The sequence below is a fragment of the Erwinia sp. E_sp_B01_1 genome, from assembly GCF_036865545.1.
Taxonomy (GTDB): Bacteria; Pseudomonadota; Gammaproteobacteria; order Enterobacterales; family Enterobacteriaceae; genus Erwinia.
Genome location: NZ_CP142208.1, coordinates 582,335 through 597,538 on the forward strand (window position 1 = coordinate 582,335; position 15,204 = coordinate 597,538).

Here is a 15,204-nt window from a genome sequence, read left to right on the forward strand (position 1 = left end):
AAACTGCCCCAGCTGCTTTTTATCCGGGGCTGATGAAAAAGGGTGTGACCTGAGTCAACCAGGACTGGCTGGCACCAGTCCTGATCAACACGGGTTTTACTTGCTCAGCTGCTTCTGGTCGTTGCGGTAGTTAACCCACGCGTTAACCAGCAGGGTAATGCCGAGAATGCTGCCAACTGTCGCGAGCGAGATGGAGACCGGAATATGGTAGAAATCGACTATCAGCATCTTCACACCAATAAACACCAGCACCACGGCCAGACCATATTTCAGCATATGGAAACGCTCCGCCACGTTAGCCAGCAGGAAGTACATCGCACGCAGGCCGAGGATGGCGAACAGATTAGAGGTCAGCACGATAAAGGGATCGGTGGTAACGGCAAAGATCGCCGGGATGCTGTCGACGGCGAAAATCACGTCGCTCAGCTCCACCATAATCAACACCAGCAACAGCGGGGTAGCGAACAGAATGCCGTTGCGGCGGACGAAGAACTTCTCGCCCTCCATCGTTTCAGTCATCCGCAGATGGCCGCGCAGCCAACGCACCATCGGTTTATCTCCGATACTGCCTGCTTCGTCACTGCTGCCTTCCATACCCATTTTGATGCCGGTGAAAATCAGGAAGGCACCGAAGATATACAGGATCCAGCTGAACTCAGAGACCAGCCAGCTGCCGGCGAAGATCATCATGGTACGCAGCACAAATGCGCCCAGAATTCCGTAGATCAGGACGCGACGCTGGATAGCAGGCGGCACGGAAAAATAGCTGAACAGCATCAGCCAGACAAAGACGTTATCCACCGCCAGCGCTTTTTCCAGCACGTAACCGGTCAGGAAAGCCAGGGTCTGCGTATTGGCGACTTCGCGGCTGATATTGCCGTCGAGATACCACCAGAAACCGGCAGCGAACAGCAGGGAAAGGGTGACCCACAGCAATGACCAGAGCGCAGCCTGTTTCATTGACATGGTTTGCGAGCCGCGGCGGCCCTGAAGGAAGAGATCGATAGCCAGCATAATGACCACGATAACGGCAAAGCTGCCCCACAGCAGAGGCGTGCCAACAGAGTGCATAGAAGTATCCTGTAAAGATGAAAAATGGCTGGCCGGAACGGTCGCTGTACCTCTCAGAGGATCAACGGACGTTTCGGAAACAAGCCAGGTCTCACTTACAGCAGGGTTGATCCCTGTTGCCCGACGACCGGGTATCACCTGATACCGTGCTGACGATCAATCGGCATTGAAGTTACTCCCCTATGCTGCGCCAGAAGATACGGTCCGGCGCGACACAGGTCAATCATAACTGGAAATATTTAGAAATATTTACACAGCGACGTCGTCGGGCAGCCCATCAGCCGGGAAGACGACACCCGTCTGCTGACGTATTTCGGTCAGCAGTTTTGCCGTAGCGCGTGAGGTCCCCAGCCCGGCATGGTTAATCTCGTGGTTCTCCACCAGCCTGGCAAACGTCTCAGCTTCGTAAAGCATGGTATTGATATGCTGAGGATGACTGAGATCCTGCACCCTGGCTCCGCGGGGCATAAAGCTGACGCGCTGGCATTCAGAAACCTGCTCAATGACCAGCGATCCCTCCTCTCCCTGAATTTCGCTGGGCACCACGGACTGGCTCACTTTGGAGTGCAGCAGCGTGACGTCAAAATCGCCGTAATCCATCACCACGGTGCCGTGAGCATCCACGCCGCTTTCAAGCAGGGAAGCGGTGGCGGTCACTTTATAAGGTTCGCCCCAGAGGCTGACCGCCGTGGCCAGACAGTAGTAGCCGATATCCATAATCGAGCCGTTGGACCAGGCCGGATTAAAGGTATTTGGGTTCTCACCATCCAGATAACGCTGATAGCGGGAAGAGTACTGACAGTAATTAATCAACGCTTTACGCAATTTGCCGACTTTTGGCAGCGACTGCTGCAGAATCAGAAAATTGGGCAGGCTGGCGGTTTTGAACGCTTCAAATAACACCACCTGATTGTCCCGCGCGCAGGCAATCATCGCTTCCACTTCACGCAGGTTGGAGGCGAGGGGCTTTTCGCAGATCACATGTTTTTTATGCTGGAGAAACAGCAGCGCCTGCTGGCAATGCAGGGCGTTGGGGCTGGCGATATAGACCGCATCAACATCCTCCGACTGCGCCATCTGTTCCAGCGAAGTAAACAGATGTTCGACGCGATAATCTTTGCTGAAGGACTGGGCCTGGTCGAGCGAGCGGGAGTAGACGGCGGTGAGCTTCATTTTGCCGGTTTCATGCGCGGCGTCGACAAACTGGCGGGTGATCCAGTTGGTCCCTACGATAGCGAAGCGGATCATGGCGGGTTTCAGTCTCCACAGGTCAGGACGGGTCAGGGCAGTGCATTAGCCTGCCCACGGCGTTATTGATCAGAGTAGCACGAGAGTCAGCACGGGCAATGCCTAAAAAAAGTGGTTGAGTATGACGATTATCACCGGCGTTGTGGGGCGGGATGCGGCATCATGGCGTTTGATTTTTAACGCATCCTCTTTCACGATAAGAGAAAAGGCGGCCACTCAGGGGTGAGCAGACACAATGAGCACGGGCAGTAAACACGCACTGAACTGGACCAGCATCCTGGTAGCGATCCCGGTGGGGCTGGTGGCCACGCTGGTGACGCTGGGATTTCGCCAGACTATTGAACTGATCAACGCCGCCGTGTTTGGATCGCGGCAGGATGTGACCCAGGCTATTGGCGTCTATTCCTGGTATTTCTGGCCGCTGATTGTCGGGACCGGCGGGCTGATCGCGGGTTTCTTCCTGCGCTACGCCACAGCGATAGAGCAGAAAGAGACGGTTCGCACCGATTATCTGGAAGTGATCAATGCCCGGCTGGATGCGGTTCCGACCAAAACCTCGCTGTTCCGTGCGCTCTCCTCCATTGCCAGTATCAGCAGCGGTGCCTCAATCGGTAAAGAGGGGCCGATGGTGCAGCTCTCGGCGCTGAGCGGCAGCCTGATGGGGCGGCTCTGCTTCCGCAATCTGGCGCTGAAAAACAGCGATATTGTGGCAATGGCCGCCGCGGCGGGGCTTTCCTCTGTTTATCACGCGCCGCTGGCTTCGGCGATTTTTGTGGCGGAGATTGCCTTCGGCATCTCGGCATTACAGCGCCTGATCCCGTTAATTATCTCCTCCGGGGTAGCCGTACTGACCATGTGGACGCTGGGCTACCGCTCCGCGATCTACCCCTTCTCTCATGCCCAGTTTGACCTGACGCCGGGTAATATTTTGCTGACCATTATCGTCGGGCTGCTGGCCGGCCTGGTGGGCTGGGCGATGATCTGGCTGATCAACCAGAGCCGGCAGCGTTTTGGCCGGATAAAAAGCCTGCCTTTGCGGCTGGGGCTGGGCGGCGCGATCGTGGGGACAATGGCGACGGGCAGCACCAATATTCTGGGAAACGGCTACGAAGTGATCGTGGAGATCATGGCGGGGAGCTTTGTGCTCAAGGGGCTGCTTATTCTGCTGGCACTGAAGATGATCGCTACAGCGGTTTCAGTGGGATCTAATGCGGTAGGGGGGCTTTTCACGCCGTCGTTGCTGATTGGCGCGGTGCTTGGCGTGGTGGTGGCAACGCTGGCCAGCCTCGCTGGCTGGCCGGTCAGCAACACGCTGGTATTTGCTGCGGTAGGGATGGGCGCAGTGCTCGCCTCGGTCAGCCAGGCCCCGCTGATGGCGATGCTGATGGTGCTGGAGATGACGCTGAACAGCAGCCTGCTGTTCCCGACGATGATTGCCTGCGTGCTGGCCTCAATGACCGTCTATCGTCTGCAATCCAGCAGCACCTATCCGGTGATCAAGAATCACTTCAGCCGCTCCGATGCGAAATTCGATTTCGATAACGGCATTATCTCGCAGTTTATCGTCTCCGGCGCGGCGCTGAGGCCGGAGGACACGGTGGGGAAAGCGCTGGCGGTCAGCTCATTGAAGCGGGAGCGTTTTGTCTATGTTATCAACGAGACCGGCAGGTTTATGGGCGCCGTCTCAATGCACGATATCTCACGAAAAGTGCTGGATAAGGAGATCACTCTGGACTCGCCGGTAAGCTGCGTGATGGATGATTCCTTCCCCTATATTTTTGAAAATCAGACTATCACGGAAGGATGGGAAGCGTTTGCCAGAGTCACGCTGGAGCGCCTGCCGGTGCTGAACAATCCGCTGGAGAAGAAGTATCTCGGCGCGTTAACCAAAACCAGCCTGATTCAGAAAGCCAAAGATTTCCTCTGAAACCGGGGGGAGCGTTACCGCGCCTCCCGCATTTTCATCACTGCTGTTATTTTGCCAGCGTCTATCCCTCGCGTCCCCGCAGAGCCTGCTCGGTAAGCCACAGGCGGGTATCGAACTCCAGCTGATGGTAGTCCGGCTCCATATGGCAGCAGAGCTGGTAGAAAGCTTTGTTGTGATCTTTCTCTTTAATGTGCGCCAGCTCATGAACCACGATCATCCGCAGAAAAGCTTCCGGAGCCTGCTTAAAAATGGTCGCCACGCGGATTTCAGCTTTGGCCTTCAGCTTGCCGCCCTGCACGCGCGAAATGGCGGTATGCAGCCCTAGCGCGTGCTTCATCACTTTTATTTTACTGTCATAAATCACTTTGTTCAGCGGTGGGGCATTTCTGAGTGAAAGATTCTTCAGCGTCAGGGCGTAATCGTACAGCGCTTTGTCGCTGGTGATGGTGTGGCTGGTGGGGTAACGCTTTTGCAGCACCTCTGCCAGACGCTGCTGTTCAATCAGCGTTTGCACCTGTGACAGCAGGGACTCAGGGTAACCCTGCAGGTAAATAAGCGATGACATGCTGACTCCGGGAAAGAAAAAAGTTTACTGTTAGCCCGTTTTAGGGGATAAATCGCGGGAATTTTACCACGCCGGAGATCCCATGAGCGAACTTGAACTGAGCCACCGCACGCTGACGCTGCACCGTTTTCCCCAGACGCGCGAAGAGAGCCCGCTACAGGCGTGGGATGCCGCTGATGAATATCTGCTGCAACACGTGGCGGAGAGCCAGGTCAACGGCCCGACTTTTATCTTCAATGATACCTTTGGCGCCCTGGCCTGCGGCCTGTTTGGCGAAGACCTTTACAGCATCAGCGACTCGCTGATGGGCGAGCTGGGCACCCGCCAGAACCTGAATGCAAATGCGATGGATGAAGGCGACGTGAAGTTTATCAACAGCCTCTCGCCACTGCCAGTCACGCCAGCCCGCGTACTGATCAAAATCCCTAAAACGCTGGCTCTGCTGGAGCACCAGCTGCGTTCCCTGCGCAGTGTTGTGACGCCGGAAACGCAGATTATCGCTGCCGGTAAAGCTAAGGATATCCACACCTCCACGCTGAATCTTTTTGAGCGAGTGTTAGGCGTCACCACCACCTCTCTGGCGGTGAAAAAAGCCCGGCTGATTTTCTGCCAGCCTACGCTGCCAGCGCTGGCCGATGCGCCGCTGACCTCAATCTGGCCGCTGGATGATACCCCTTACGAGATCCATAACCACGCCAACGTCTTCTCCCGCAGCGGTCTGGATGTCGGGGCGCGCTTCTTTATGGCTAACCTGCCAGACAACCTTGAAGGCGAGATCGCCGACCTGGGGTGTGGTAACGGCGTTATCGGCCTGACCACACTGGATCAGAACCCGGCGGCGCAGGTGCATTTTATTGATGAGTCATGGATGGCGGTGGCTTCCAGCGAGATGAATGTGGAAGTGAACAGGCCGGACGATCTCGACCGCTGCCAGTTCTCAGTGAACAACTCGCTGGCTGGTTTCCCGTCTGAGAGTTTCAGCGCGGTGCTGTGTAACCCGCCGTTCCATCAGCAGAACACCCTGACCGATTACATCGCCTGGCAGATGTTCCGTGATGCACGTCGCTGCCTGCAGTACGGGGGTGAGCTGCGCATCGTGGGTAACCGTCATCTGGATTACTACCGCAAAATGAAGAAGCTGTTCGGTAACTGCACCACCGTGGCTTCAAACCAGAAGTTTGTGATCCTGCGCTCGGTGAAACTGCGTTAAGCACCTCCGCTGAAAGACAGGGAAAAGGCCGGTCGTGTAGACGACTGGCTTTGGGTTATTGACATAGTGCAGGCTCCCATCGCTTTAGGGTTCGTCAGCAATTTGAGGCCGGTCGTGAAAACGACTGGCCTTTTTATTATCAGCTTTAAGGCACCTGAGTCGCCTTCTGATAAGGCGGTATGCACATAAGCAGGAGATCAGCTGCGTCGTCCGATCCAGGAAAAGCGCTGCTGATAACCGTGATCAAAATGGCTGTTGCGGCGATAGCTGGCCTGCTCTTCTGCCATGCAGTAGGTACAGAGCTGGCTCAACTCTATCTGTGCGTCCGGCACGCCTTCCCGCATCGCCATTCTTTTCGCCAGCAACGGCAAATCAAACCATACGCCCTGAGTCGTACCCACCGCCTGCGCGCGAACTGCCTGCGGGTTGGTCGCTTGCACTGATGAGAAGGCGATCAGCCCGGCAAGGTCATTGGGGTTTTCCTGATGAATGCGCTCAATTCGCTCAAGGCCGAGTTCATAGCAGCAGGGACCAATCGCTGGCCCGATGGCGATAAACAGACTCTCTGGCGTGGCGCCACGTTCGCACAGCAGGCGGATCGTATTGATCAGCACGCCAGCCAGCGCGCCATTCAGGCCCGCATGCACGGCGGCGACCTGCTTTGTGCGGGTATCGGCAATCAGAACCGGCAGGCAATCGGCGGTATAGACCGAAACCGGGCGCGTACCGGTGCCAATCAAACCATCTGCCTCGCGGCTTTTGACCGGCAGCGCAGCGGTATCCAGCACCACGTCAGGGCTGTGACGCTGGTGATTATACAGGCTCTCTTCAGGAGGACGGACCCCGGCAGGCAGGAAGGCGTGATCGAGCCAGGGCAGAGAAGAGAGCAGGGGAGAGCGCCAGGTTTGCGGCATGATCCGGTCCTTTTTACGGTAGGGCGAACAATGCCTCCACTTTACGGAGGAGAAGTTAATTTTTAAAGACGTTAATTCGGCCTTTCCACTTCTCAAATCGCCAGCGCCAGCCTGGTACCCTGTGCAATAGCCCGCCGCGCATCCAGCTCCATCGCCACATCTGCTCCGCCAATAATATGCACAGGCTTACCGGCCTGCTTCAGCGAACCGGCCAGTTCCCGGTTTGGCTCCTGTCCGGCACAGATCACCACGTTATCCACCTCCAGCAACACTGGCTCGCCATCACGCAGGATATGCAGCCCGCGATCGTCAATTTTCAGATACTGCACGCCCCCCCACATCTTCACCGAGCGCATTTGCAGACTGGCGCGGTGGATCCAGCCGGTGGTTTTGCCCAGCCCCGCGCCCGGCTTGCCGGGTTTACGTTGCAGCAGCCAGAGCTGGCGTTCAGCTTCCGGCCTTACCGGTGGCACCAGCCCGCCAGGCTGCTCCAGCGTCTGGTCAATTCCCCACTCCAGGCAAAAGGCCGCAATGCTCAGGCTGGTGGCAGGGCCATGCTGGCTGAGATATTCGGCGGTATCAAACCCTATGCCGCCTGCGCCAATCAGCGCGACCCGCTGACCCACCGGTTTTTTGTCGCGGATCACTTCCAGATAACTCAGCACCGAAGGGTGATCGATGCCGGGTATTTCTGGCGTTCTTGGCAGCACGCCGGTGGCCAGCACCACCTCGTCAAACTCTGCCAGCTGCGAAGCCGTCACCCCGGTATTCAGATGCAGCGTCACCCCTGTCAGCATCAGCTGGCGGCGGAAGTATCGCAGCGTTTCGCTGAACTCCTCTTTACCAGGGATCTGCCGGGCAACAGTGAACTGTCCACCAATCTCTCCTGCGCGATCGAACAGGGTGACCTGATGGCCACGCGAAGCCGCATTCACCGCGAATGCCAGGCCCGCCGGACCGGCTCCAACCACCGCCAGACGCTTAACGCGCTGAACTGGCAGAACAGGCATTTCCGTTTCGTGGCAGGCACGGGGATTCACCAGGCAGGAGGTGATTTTCCCGGCGAAGATCTGATCCAGACAGGCCTGATTGCAGCCGATGCAGGTATTGATTTCATCGCTGCGGCCCTGCTGCGCTTTGGCTACAAATCCGGCATCGGCCAGGAAAGGGCGAGCCATCGACACCATATCAGCACAGCCTTCATCCAGCAGCGCCTGTGCCACATCAGGATGATTAATGCGGTTGGTGGCGATCAGCGGCACGCTAAGGTGCTGGCGAAGGTGTTTTGTCACCCAGCCAAACGCAGCGCGTGGTACAGAGGTCGCAATAGTCGGGATCCGGGCTTCATGCCAGCCGATGCCGGTATTGATCAGCGTGGCACCTGCCTGCTCAACAGCTCTGGCCAGCGCTATCGTCTGTGGCAAGGTATTGCCTTGCTCCACCAGATCGATCATCGACAGCCGGAAAATAATAATAAACTCACGGCCCACCGCTTCCCGCACTGCAGTGACGATCTCAACGGCAAAGCGCATACGACGTGTTTCATCGCCACCCCACCGATCCTGACGCTGGTTGGTTCGCGCGGCGAGAAACTGATTAATCAGATAGCCTTCCGACCCCATGATCTCCACGCCGTCATAACCCGCCTCTTTCGCCAGCGAAGCACAGCGGGCAAAATCGCTGACCAGTCTGAAAATCTCCTCCTCTCTGAGCTCATGCGGCTTAAAAGGATTGATCGGCGCCTGAAGCGGCGAGGGCGCAACCAGCCCGGGCTGATAGCTGTAGCGCCCGGCATGGAGAATTTGCAGCGCAATCTTTCCGCCCGCCTGATGAACGGCTTCGGTTACCAGACGATGATGATCCAGCCGATCCCGGCGATCCAGCACGGAAGCGCCAGCCATCACCACACCTTCCGGCGAAGGCGCTATTCCCCCGGTGACAATCAGCGCCACGCCTGCCGCTGCCCGTTCGGCATAAAAGGCCGCCAGCCGACGCGGCCCATCCGGATGCTCTTCCAGCCCGGTGTGCATCGATCCCATCAGCACGCGATTTTTCAACTGGGTAAAGCCCAGATCAAGAGGAGAGAACAAGGAAATCGACATAGGACCCTGAAAGTAAGTGGTCGGATGAGTTCTACTTTAGCGATGAAAAGCCCATCCGCAAAGTGCTGATAACCGGAGTGTGATGTGCCGCCAGGTATTTGCGCTCACAAGCGGCGTGGGCGGCCAGAAGCAACTACACCTAATTCATCCTCTGACTCTTATCTCAAGGAAATACAATGCCTGTAACCATCATAGCGGTTGGCGTGATCCTGCTTCTGGTGCTGATGATCGTCTTCAAAGTGAACGGCTTTATAGCGCTGGTGTTTGTCTCGGCCGTGGTTGGCGTGGCGGAAGGGATGACGCCGCTGGCGGTCGTGGCTTCTATTCAAAAAGGGATCGGCGGCACGCTGGGCACCCTGGCGCTGATCCTGGGTTTTGGGGCGATGCTCGGCAGGTTAGTCTCCGATACCGGTGCCGCACAACGCGTCGCCACCACCCTGATTGCCGCCTTTGGTAGAAAGTACCTGCAGTGGGCGCTGGTTGTCACCGGGTTAATCGTCGGGCTGGCGATGTTTTACGAAGTGGGCTTCGTGCTGCTGCTGCCGCTGGTGTTCACCGTTGTGGCGGCGGCGCAAATGCCGCTGCTGTATGTCGGTGTGCCTATGGTGGCTGCGCTCTCCGTCACTCACTGCTTCCTGCCACCGCATCCCGGCCCTACGGCCATAGCGACTATCTTTGGCGCTAATATCGGCACCACTCTGCTCTATGGCCTGATTATTACTATCCCTACGGTGATTGTCGCCGGTCCCATCTTCTCCCGCTTCCTGAAAAGCTTCGAGCGTGAACCCCCGGAAGGGTTGTTCAATCCGAAAATCTTTGAAGAACACGAGATGCCGGGTTTCTGGATCAGCATCTTTGCCGCAGTGATCCCGGTGATCCTGATGGCGCTCGCCGCCATATGCGAACTGACGATGCCGAAAGAAAATGCCCTGCGTCAGTTCTTCGAGTTCGTCGGTAATCCGGCGGTAGCGCTGTTTATCTCGGTAGTGGTGGCGGTACTGACTCTGGGGCTGCGCAACGGACGCAAGATGGAAGAGGTGATGGAGATGTGCGGCAGCTCGATAGCCGCTATAGCCATGATCGTCTTTATTATTGCCGGTGGCGGTGCATTCAAGCAGGTGCTGGTAGACAGTGGCGTGGGCAACTACATCGCCGATCTGATGAAAGGGTCCTCCCTGTCGCCGTTGCTGATGTGCTGGACCGTAGCGGCCATGCTGAGGGTTGCGCTTGGATCGGCGACCGTCGCGGCGATCACTACCGCCGGGATTGTCACGCCGATCATTGCCATCACCCATACCGATCCGGCGCTGATGGTGCTGGCGGTGGGTTCCGGAAGCGTTATTGCCTCGCATGTTAACGATCCCGGCTTCTGGTTGTTCAAAGGCTATTTCAACCTGACCGTGGTGGAAACGCTGAAAACCTGGACGGTTATGGAAACGTTAATTTCGTTCCTGGGCCTGGGCGGCGTCCTGATCCTCAACGCCATCATTCACTGATTCAGCTTTTCTGAGCCGGGTTTTAGGGTAAAACCCGGCCTTGAATGAAAGATTCAGGTTTTAAACTCACTTCATCCGAAATCATTAATAGCAGAAGTATGTGTAAAGATTTATAAAAATTTCCAGCCATTTCTGACGATTCTTGATAATCCGCGTTATTACTATCCCGCTCATTTGTCCCGGTAGAAATAAATAACTTTCCAGTCCGTATCGCCCTTAATTAATTTTCAGGCCTGCTAAATGAATGAGAACGCCGTGTTTAAAAGAGACATCTGTCTTTTTATTACGCTGGCGTAAATATAATAAATACTTATGACGGATATTTTATCAATAGCACATCATGATTTTATCTATATGATATGTATGGGTTAATAAGTATTCATTTTCAAATTTAGTAAACTGAAATAGCAATCACATAAAAATCAATGCTGTCAGGATTTATTTAATAAAAATTACATTTCTATTCAGGCGTTCTTGCCAGGAATAATCTTAATAAGTAATGTCGGGCTAAAATGTCATAACTTGTTACAGCCGTTATGTACATACTGAGTGCGGAGGTGTCTTCTCTGTTAACACTTATTTCCATTTATTTGGCGCCCAGGTTTATTCCTGTTGTCCTGAAAGAGAGACTGTATTTTGACGACACTAAAACCCCAGTTAGCAAAAAACCGGAGTTGGGCTTTGCAGCGCGGCGTTGAACTGGATGTTTCCGGCTGCGTGTATAACCTGCATTCCGTGCATCTGAAAGAGTTAAGCCAGCAAAGTGCAGAGGAAAAATCGCCATGAACCTGAATACTCTTCGTCGGGATATCCCGGCTGGTCTGGTCGTGTTTCTGGTCGCCTTACCGCTGTGTCTGGGAATTGCGCAGGCCAGCGGTCTTCCGCCCTTTGTTGGCCTGCTGACCGGTGTGATTGGCGGGCTGGTGGTCACCACTTTCAGCCCGTCTAAATTTGCGGTCAGCGGCCCGGCGGCTGGCCTGGTGACCATTGTTACCGGCGCAATGGAAACGTTGGGGACGTTTTCGGCGTTGCTGTTCGCGCTGATGATCGCAGGCGTTTTGCAGTTCCTGCTGGGCGTGATGCGGGCAGGGCGGTTTATTACCCTGGTGCCGGGAACCGTGATTAAAGGAATGCTGGCAGCTATTGGTCTCCTGCTTATTATCCAGCAGATCCCCGTGGCGCTGGGCGCAGCGGAAGGGAGCGACCTCGGGACATGGGTGACCGGTGGCGCGTTCAGCGTCTCCATCCCGGCTATTGTCGTCTCAGGGGTTGGCCTGTTTATTCTCTGGTTCTGGTCCACGCCAACCGTGAAAAACATCAAAGCGCTAAGCTGGATGCCGGGCCCTCTGGTGGCCGTGCTGGTTGGCTGCCTGGCTACCCTGGTCGGCGGCAGAATGTTCCCGGAGATTATCAGCAGCCTGTCGCGTATCTCCCTGCCTGCTTTTGACAGTCTTCAGGCGCTGACCGGCGAGCTGGAACGTCCGGACTGGAACGCCTGGCAGAATCCCGCGGTGTATATGGTTGCTGTGACGCTGGCCATTGTTGCCAGCCTGGAAACCTTGCTGAGTCAGGAAGCGCTAAAAAAGCTGCGCTCACAGACGCCGGCCCCGTCTCCGGATAAAGAGATGCGTGCTCAGGGTATTGGTAACCTGCTGAGTGGCTTCCTGGGGGGACTGCCGATCACCGCCGTGATCGTGCGCAGCTCCGTCAACGTCAGCGCCGGCGCGCAGACTAAACTCTCGATCCTGATCCACGGTGCGCTTTTGCTGATCTGTGGTCTTTACTTCAGCACGCTGCTGAACGCCATCCCGCTCGCCAGTCTGGCTGCTGTACTGCTGCATACCGGTTACAAGCTGGCGGCACCGCGCCTGTTTGTAGAGCATTTCCGTCAGGGCACCCAGCAGTATGTCCCTTTCCTGGCGACCATTGGCGGCATCCTGGTGTTTGGTATGCTGGCCGGTATCGGGATTGGTCTGGCAACGCAGATCCTGTTCAGCATCTATAAAAGCCATCGTGGCGCCATGCTGTTGACGCGTCATGAAGATCACTTCGTTCTGCGCTTCCAGCAAAACCTCACCTTTATGCATAACCCGCGGCTGAAAGGGTTGCTGGCTGAAATTCCGGAAAACAGCGTGGTGATTGTGGAAAATGACAATGCCGAATACATCGATCCGGATGTTAAAGCCGTGCTGAAGGATTTTGGCGAGGGCGCACGTAAACGCGGGATTGTCCTGAATCAGTGGCCGGTGAAACTGGCATAAGCGACAGAAAGAGAAAGGCCCATCTGAAGTTAATCTGAGTGAGGCCAGCCCTGATGCCTGGCAAAACATAGTTAGCCTGGCTAACGAAGCCGCAAGGTTAAGCAACCCAACGGCGGGAGTTGTTCCCGCCTGTTGGATGTTGCAGCATGATCCAGCAGCACCTTCTTTATTGCCTTCCAGTCCTGAAAATCAGATCCACTGGTTTCTGTACCAGAAAACTCTTTTTTGCAAAAGGGTGAAGTCGTTCTATGCTTCGGGTGCAAAATTGCGCTGTAGAGGGACTGAAATGAGATTTAATGGCCTGACAAAGGGATTTTTTATCCTGATCCTTTTTATTGTGACAGTGGCTTTTCTGGATGTTTTGGGGCCCTATTACTCTTCTGTACTGTGGGCAGCTATCCTGGCAGTCATCTTCCATCCAATGAAAACCAAATTAAGAGAAATGACCGGCGAAAGAAACGGGCTGGCGTCATTCTTAACACTGTTGATAATTTGCCTCATTGTTTTCACACCCTTGGTGGTCCTTGCCTCCTCCATGGCGATTGAATTCAACGTTGTTTACACCAAACTCCAAAACAACAACACGCAGCTTCCGGTGATTTTGGCAGATGTGATGCAGCATTTGCCCGACTGGGCACGAAGCTTCCTGTCAGAACATCATCTGGATACCGCTACTAACATTCAGCAGAAGCTTTCCCAGTTTGCCCTGCAGGGCAGCCAGTATGTAGCAGGCAGCGTATTCCTGATCGGCAAGGGGACGTTCAGCTTTGTGGTTGGCGCCGGCATCATGCTTTACCTGCTGTTCTTCCTGTTAAAGGATGGATCCTATCTGGTTAACCTGATCCTCGAAGCGCTGCCGTTATCCAGCTATGTTAAACATCACCTGTTTATGAAGTTTGCTGCGGTATCCCGTGCGACCGTCAAAGGTACCGTAGTGGTAGCCGTGGTGCAGGGTGCATTGGGTGCGCTGGCATTCTGGATCACTGGCATTGAAGGCATTCTGTTATGGGGCGCATTGATTGCCTTGCTCTCCCTGATTCCGGCTGTAGGTTCAGCGATTATCTGGGTACCGGCAGCCATCTTCTTCTTCGCTTCAGGCGTGGTGTGGAAAGGACTGTTTATTGTCGGATTCTTTGTGGTGGTGATAGGCCTGGTCGATAACATCCTTCGCCCGCTGTTGGTGGGCAAAGACACCAAAATGCCAGATTACCTGATCCTTATCGCCACGCTGGGCGGCATGGAAATTTACGGCATAAACGGTTTCGTTATCGGCCCGCTGATTGCAGCGATGTTTATCGCCTGCTGGAATCTCCTTTCCGGCCGCGACAACCGTGAAAACGCCGATGAGATAGATGAAGAGTTTATTGAAGAAGGGAAGAACCATCCTGAAAGCTGATTGAGGCACTTAAGGGTGGGTAAATGGACTTAGCATAAAAAGGCAGCTCTTTGGGGCTGCTTTTTTTATGGGTTTAGTAAAGCTTGCCACTATACCTCTGGGCTGTACGGGCCGTTGTGCGATCAATTAAAAGCTGTTGCCATTCCCAGGCTTAATCACTATTTCTCAGAAAATATATATGAATCTGGACTGCTTTCTGGTCCGGCGATAGGATAGTTTTCCACTAAAGACAGGGAGTCGGTATGGATACAGTAGAACAGCTTAATGGTAAATATTTTTTTGAGGGAATGAGTGTTGATGAGGATGAACTTATATTCTGGTTAATTCTGGATGAGTTCAGGAAAACATTCTCCGGCATTACAGATATTATGGCCGTATCCTCAATGTTACTGAGTCTTCCTGTGATCCCCGTCAGGGGTAAATTAGATGCTATAAGCACTACCAGTGGCACCAGCCCGCTGTCTCTGGCTACCCGCTCACTCATTAAGCACAGATTCAAGAGCAGACAAAAAACTATTACCTGGGGGCAGTTGGTGCGTGGGCGGTGGGCATATACAACCAGCCTGGCGGCTTATGTGGGGCGCTGGCTTCCATGGGTTGGGGCAGTTCTGACAGTTTATGATCTCTCTATAATCACCAGAAACGTGATCAACCGCTTCAGGTTGATTACCGGCAAAAAGGAGTAACGCAATCATGGATAAAGCTGAGAGTGTGAGGGTGCTGATACGTAAGCACTTCTGGGAAATGCCAGATGAAGCCTGTTTAACCACCGGGAAGATGCCAGTACTACCTGAGGATGCCGAAGAGTTTCTGAATGAATATGCTGAAACGTTGAGTGTGGATATGACCGGGTTCAGTTTTAACCGATATTTTCCCAATGAAGGGATTCGGTTTCTCCCTAATGCGATTCTGCCAAAATACCTCCGCACCGAACATCATTCCCCGGCCCCTTTGACAGTTGGGATGTTGATTGCTGCTGCTGAAGCTGGGTACTGGATAGATAAATAGCTTCAC

General features: G+C 54.7%; 12 protein-coding genes and 1 pseudogene. 8 read left to right on the top strand and 5 right to left on the bottom strand.

Going from position 1 to position 15,204, the window contains the following annotated elements; all coding sequences use genetic code 11:
* Positions 1 to 96: 96 nt before the first annotated feature.
* Together VRC33_RS02735 and VRC33_RS02740 are read right to left on the bottom strand one after the other, a co-directional pair.
* On the bottom strand, positions 97 to 1,071 hold the full coding sequence (locus VRC33_RS02735) for a TerC family protein (RefSeq protein ID WP_338560614.1): 975 nt from the start codon (positions 1,069 to 1,071) through the stop codon (positions 97 to 99).
* Between the two features lie 249 nt (positions 1,072 to 1,320).
* The gene (locus VRC33_RS02740) at positions 1,321 to 2,319 is read right to left on the bottom strand and encodes a Gfo/Idh/MocA family oxidoreductase (protein WP_338560617.1); all 999 of its coding nucleotides are present in this window, start codon (positions 2,317 to 2,319) and stop codon (positions 1,321 to 1,323) included.
* Between the two features lie 235 nt (positions 2,320 to 2,554).
* On the opposite strand from VRC33_RS02740, the gene VRC33_RS02745 reads away from it, so the two are divergent.
* Positions 2,555 to 4,246, top strand: a complete 1,692-nt coding sequence (locus VRC33_RS02745) for a chloride channel protein (RefSeq protein WP_338560620.1) — start codon at positions 2,555 to 2,557, stop codon at positions 4,244 to 4,246.
* Between the two features lie 61 nt (positions 4,247 to 4,307).
* Here VRC33_RS02745 and VRC33_RS02750 read toward each other — a convergent pair whose 3' ends face one another.
* The gene (locus VRC33_RS02750) at positions 4,308 to 4,811 is read right to left on the bottom strand and encodes a M48 family metallopeptidase (RefSeq protein ID WP_338560622.1); all 504 of its coding nucleotides are present in this window, start codon (positions 4,809 to 4,811) and stop codon (positions 4,308 to 4,310) included.
* Between the two features lie 82 nt (positions 4,812 to 4,893).
* Here VRC33_RS02750 and rlmG point away from each other — a divergent pair, with 82 nt between their 5' ends.
* Positions 4,894 to 6,021 (top strand): 23S rRNA (guanine(1835)-N(2))-methyltransferase RlmG, encoded by a 1,128-nt coding sequence (gene rlmG / locus VRC33_RS02755; RefSeq protein WP_338560624.1) that lies wholly within the window; start codon positions 4,894 to 4,896, stop codon positions 6,019 to 6,021.
* 197 nt (positions 6,022 to 6,218) lie between these two features.
* On the opposite strand, the gene VRC33_RS02760 is transcribed toward rlmG, so the two are convergent.
* Positions 6,219 to 6,935 carry a polyphenol oxidase family protein gene (locus VRC33_RS02760; RefSeq protein ID WP_338560626.1) on the bottom strand — a complete coding sequence of 239 codons (717 nt, stop codon included), beginning with the start codon at positions 6,933 to 6,935 and terminating at the stop codon, positions 6,219 to 6,221.
* A gap of 92 nt (positions 6,936 to 7,027) precedes the next feature.
* Positions 7,028 to 9,037, bottom strand: a complete 2,010-nt coding sequence (locus VRC33_RS02765; protein WP_338576883.1) for an NADPH-dependent 2,4-dienoyl-CoA reductase — start codon at positions 9,035 to 9,037, stop codon at positions 7,028 to 7,030.
* Positions 9,038 to 9,213: 176 nt separating this feature from the next.
* On the opposite strand from VRC33_RS02765, the gene VRC33_RS02770 reads away from it, so the two are divergent.
* From VRC33_RS02770 to VRC33_RS02795, 6 genes and pseudogenes are all read left to right on the top strand, one after another.
* Positions 9,214 to 10,533, top strand: a complete 1,320-nt coding sequence (locus tag VRC33_RS02770; protein WP_338560628.1) for a gluconate:H+ symporter — start codon at positions 9,214 to 9,216, stop codon at positions 10,531 to 10,533.
* Between the two features lie 669 nt (positions 10,534 to 11,202).
* Positions 11,203 to 11,319 (top strand): annotated as a pseudogene (locus tag VRC33_RS02775) (carbonic anhydrase); the annotation flags it as partial.
* Positions 11,316 to 12,794 carry a SulP family inorganic anion transporter gene (locus VRC33_RS02780; RefSeq protein WP_338560630.1) on the top strand — a complete coding sequence of 493 codons (1,479 nt, stop codon included), beginning with the start codon at positions 11,316 to 11,318 and terminating at the stop codon, positions 12,792 to 12,794. The pseudogene VRC33_RS02775 and the gene VRC33_RS02780, both read left to right, overlap by 4 nt.
* Before the next feature lie 286 nt (positions 12,795 to 13,080).
* Positions 13,081 to 14,190 carry an AI-2E family transporter gene (locus VRC33_RS02785; RefSeq protein ID WP_338560632.1) on the top strand — a complete coding sequence of 370 codons (1,110 nt, stop codon included), beginning with the start codon at positions 13,081 to 13,083 and terminating at the stop codon, positions 14,188 to 14,190.
* A 242-nt stretch (positions 14,191 to 14,432) separates the two neighbouring features.
* Positions 14,433 to 14,876 (top strand): hypothetical protein, encoded by a 444-nt coding sequence (locus VRC33_RS02790; RefSeq protein WP_338560635.1) that lies wholly within the window; start codon positions 14,433 to 14,435, stop codon positions 14,874 to 14,876.
* Between the two features lie 7 nt (positions 14,877 to 14,883).
* Positions 14,884 to 15,198, top strand: a complete 315-nt coding sequence (locus tag VRC33_RS02795) for a DUF1493 family protein (RefSeq protein ID WP_338560637.1) — start codon at positions 14,884 to 14,886, stop codon at positions 15,196 to 15,198.
* Positions 15,199 to 15,204 lie beyond the last annotated feature (6 nt).

Bases quoted from the DNA above. Each gene is read 5' to 3' on its own strand.
- VRC33_RS02765 (WP_338576883.1), bottom strand. From the start codon at position 9,037: ATGTCGATTTCCTTGTTCTCTCCTCTTGATCTGGGCTTTACCCAGTTG.
- rlmG (WP_338560624.1), top strand. From the start codon at position 4,894: ATGAGCGAACTTGAACTGAGCCACCGCACGCTGACGCTGCACCGTTTT.
- VRC33_RS02745 (WP_338560620.1), top strand. From the start codon at position 2,555: ATGAGCACGGGCAGTAAACACGCACTGAACTGGACCAGCATCCTGGTA.
- VRC33_RS02795 (WP_338560637.1), top strand. From the start codon at position 14,884: ATGGATAAAGCTGAGAGTGTGAGGGTGCTGATACGTAAGCACTTCTGG.
- VRC33_RS02770 (WP_338560628.1), top strand. From the start codon at position 9,214: ATGCCTGTAACCATCATAGCGGTTGGCGTGATCCTGCTTCTGGTGCTG.
- VRC33_RS02785 (WP_338560632.1), top strand. From the start codon at position 13,081: ATGAGATTTAATGGCCTGACAAAGGGATTTTTTATCCTGATCCTTTTT.
- VRC33_RS02750 (WP_338560622.1), bottom strand. From the start codon at position 4,811: ATGTCATCGCTTATTTACCTGCAGGGTTACCCTGAGTCCCTGCTGTCA.
- VRC33_RS02760 (WP_338560626.1), bottom strand. From the start codon at position 6,935: ATGCCGCAAACCTGGCGCTCTCCCCTGCTCTCTTCTCTGCCCTGGCTC.
- VRC33_RS02790 (WP_338560635.1), top strand. From the start codon at position 14,433: ATGGATACAGTAGAACAGCTTAATGGTAAATATTTTTTTGAGGGAATG.
- VRC33_RS02735 (WP_338560614.1), bottom strand. From the start codon at position 1,071: ATGCACTCTGTTGGCACGCCTCTGCTGTGGGGCAGCTTTGCCGTTATC.
- VRC33_RS02740 (WP_338560617.1), bottom strand. From the start codon at position 2,319: ATGATCCGCTTCGCTATCGTAGGGACCAACTGGATCACCCGCCAGTTT.
- VRC33_RS02780 (WP_338560630.1), top strand. From the start codon at position 11,316: ATGAACCTGAATACTCTTCGTCGGGATATCCCGGCTGGTCTGGTCGTG.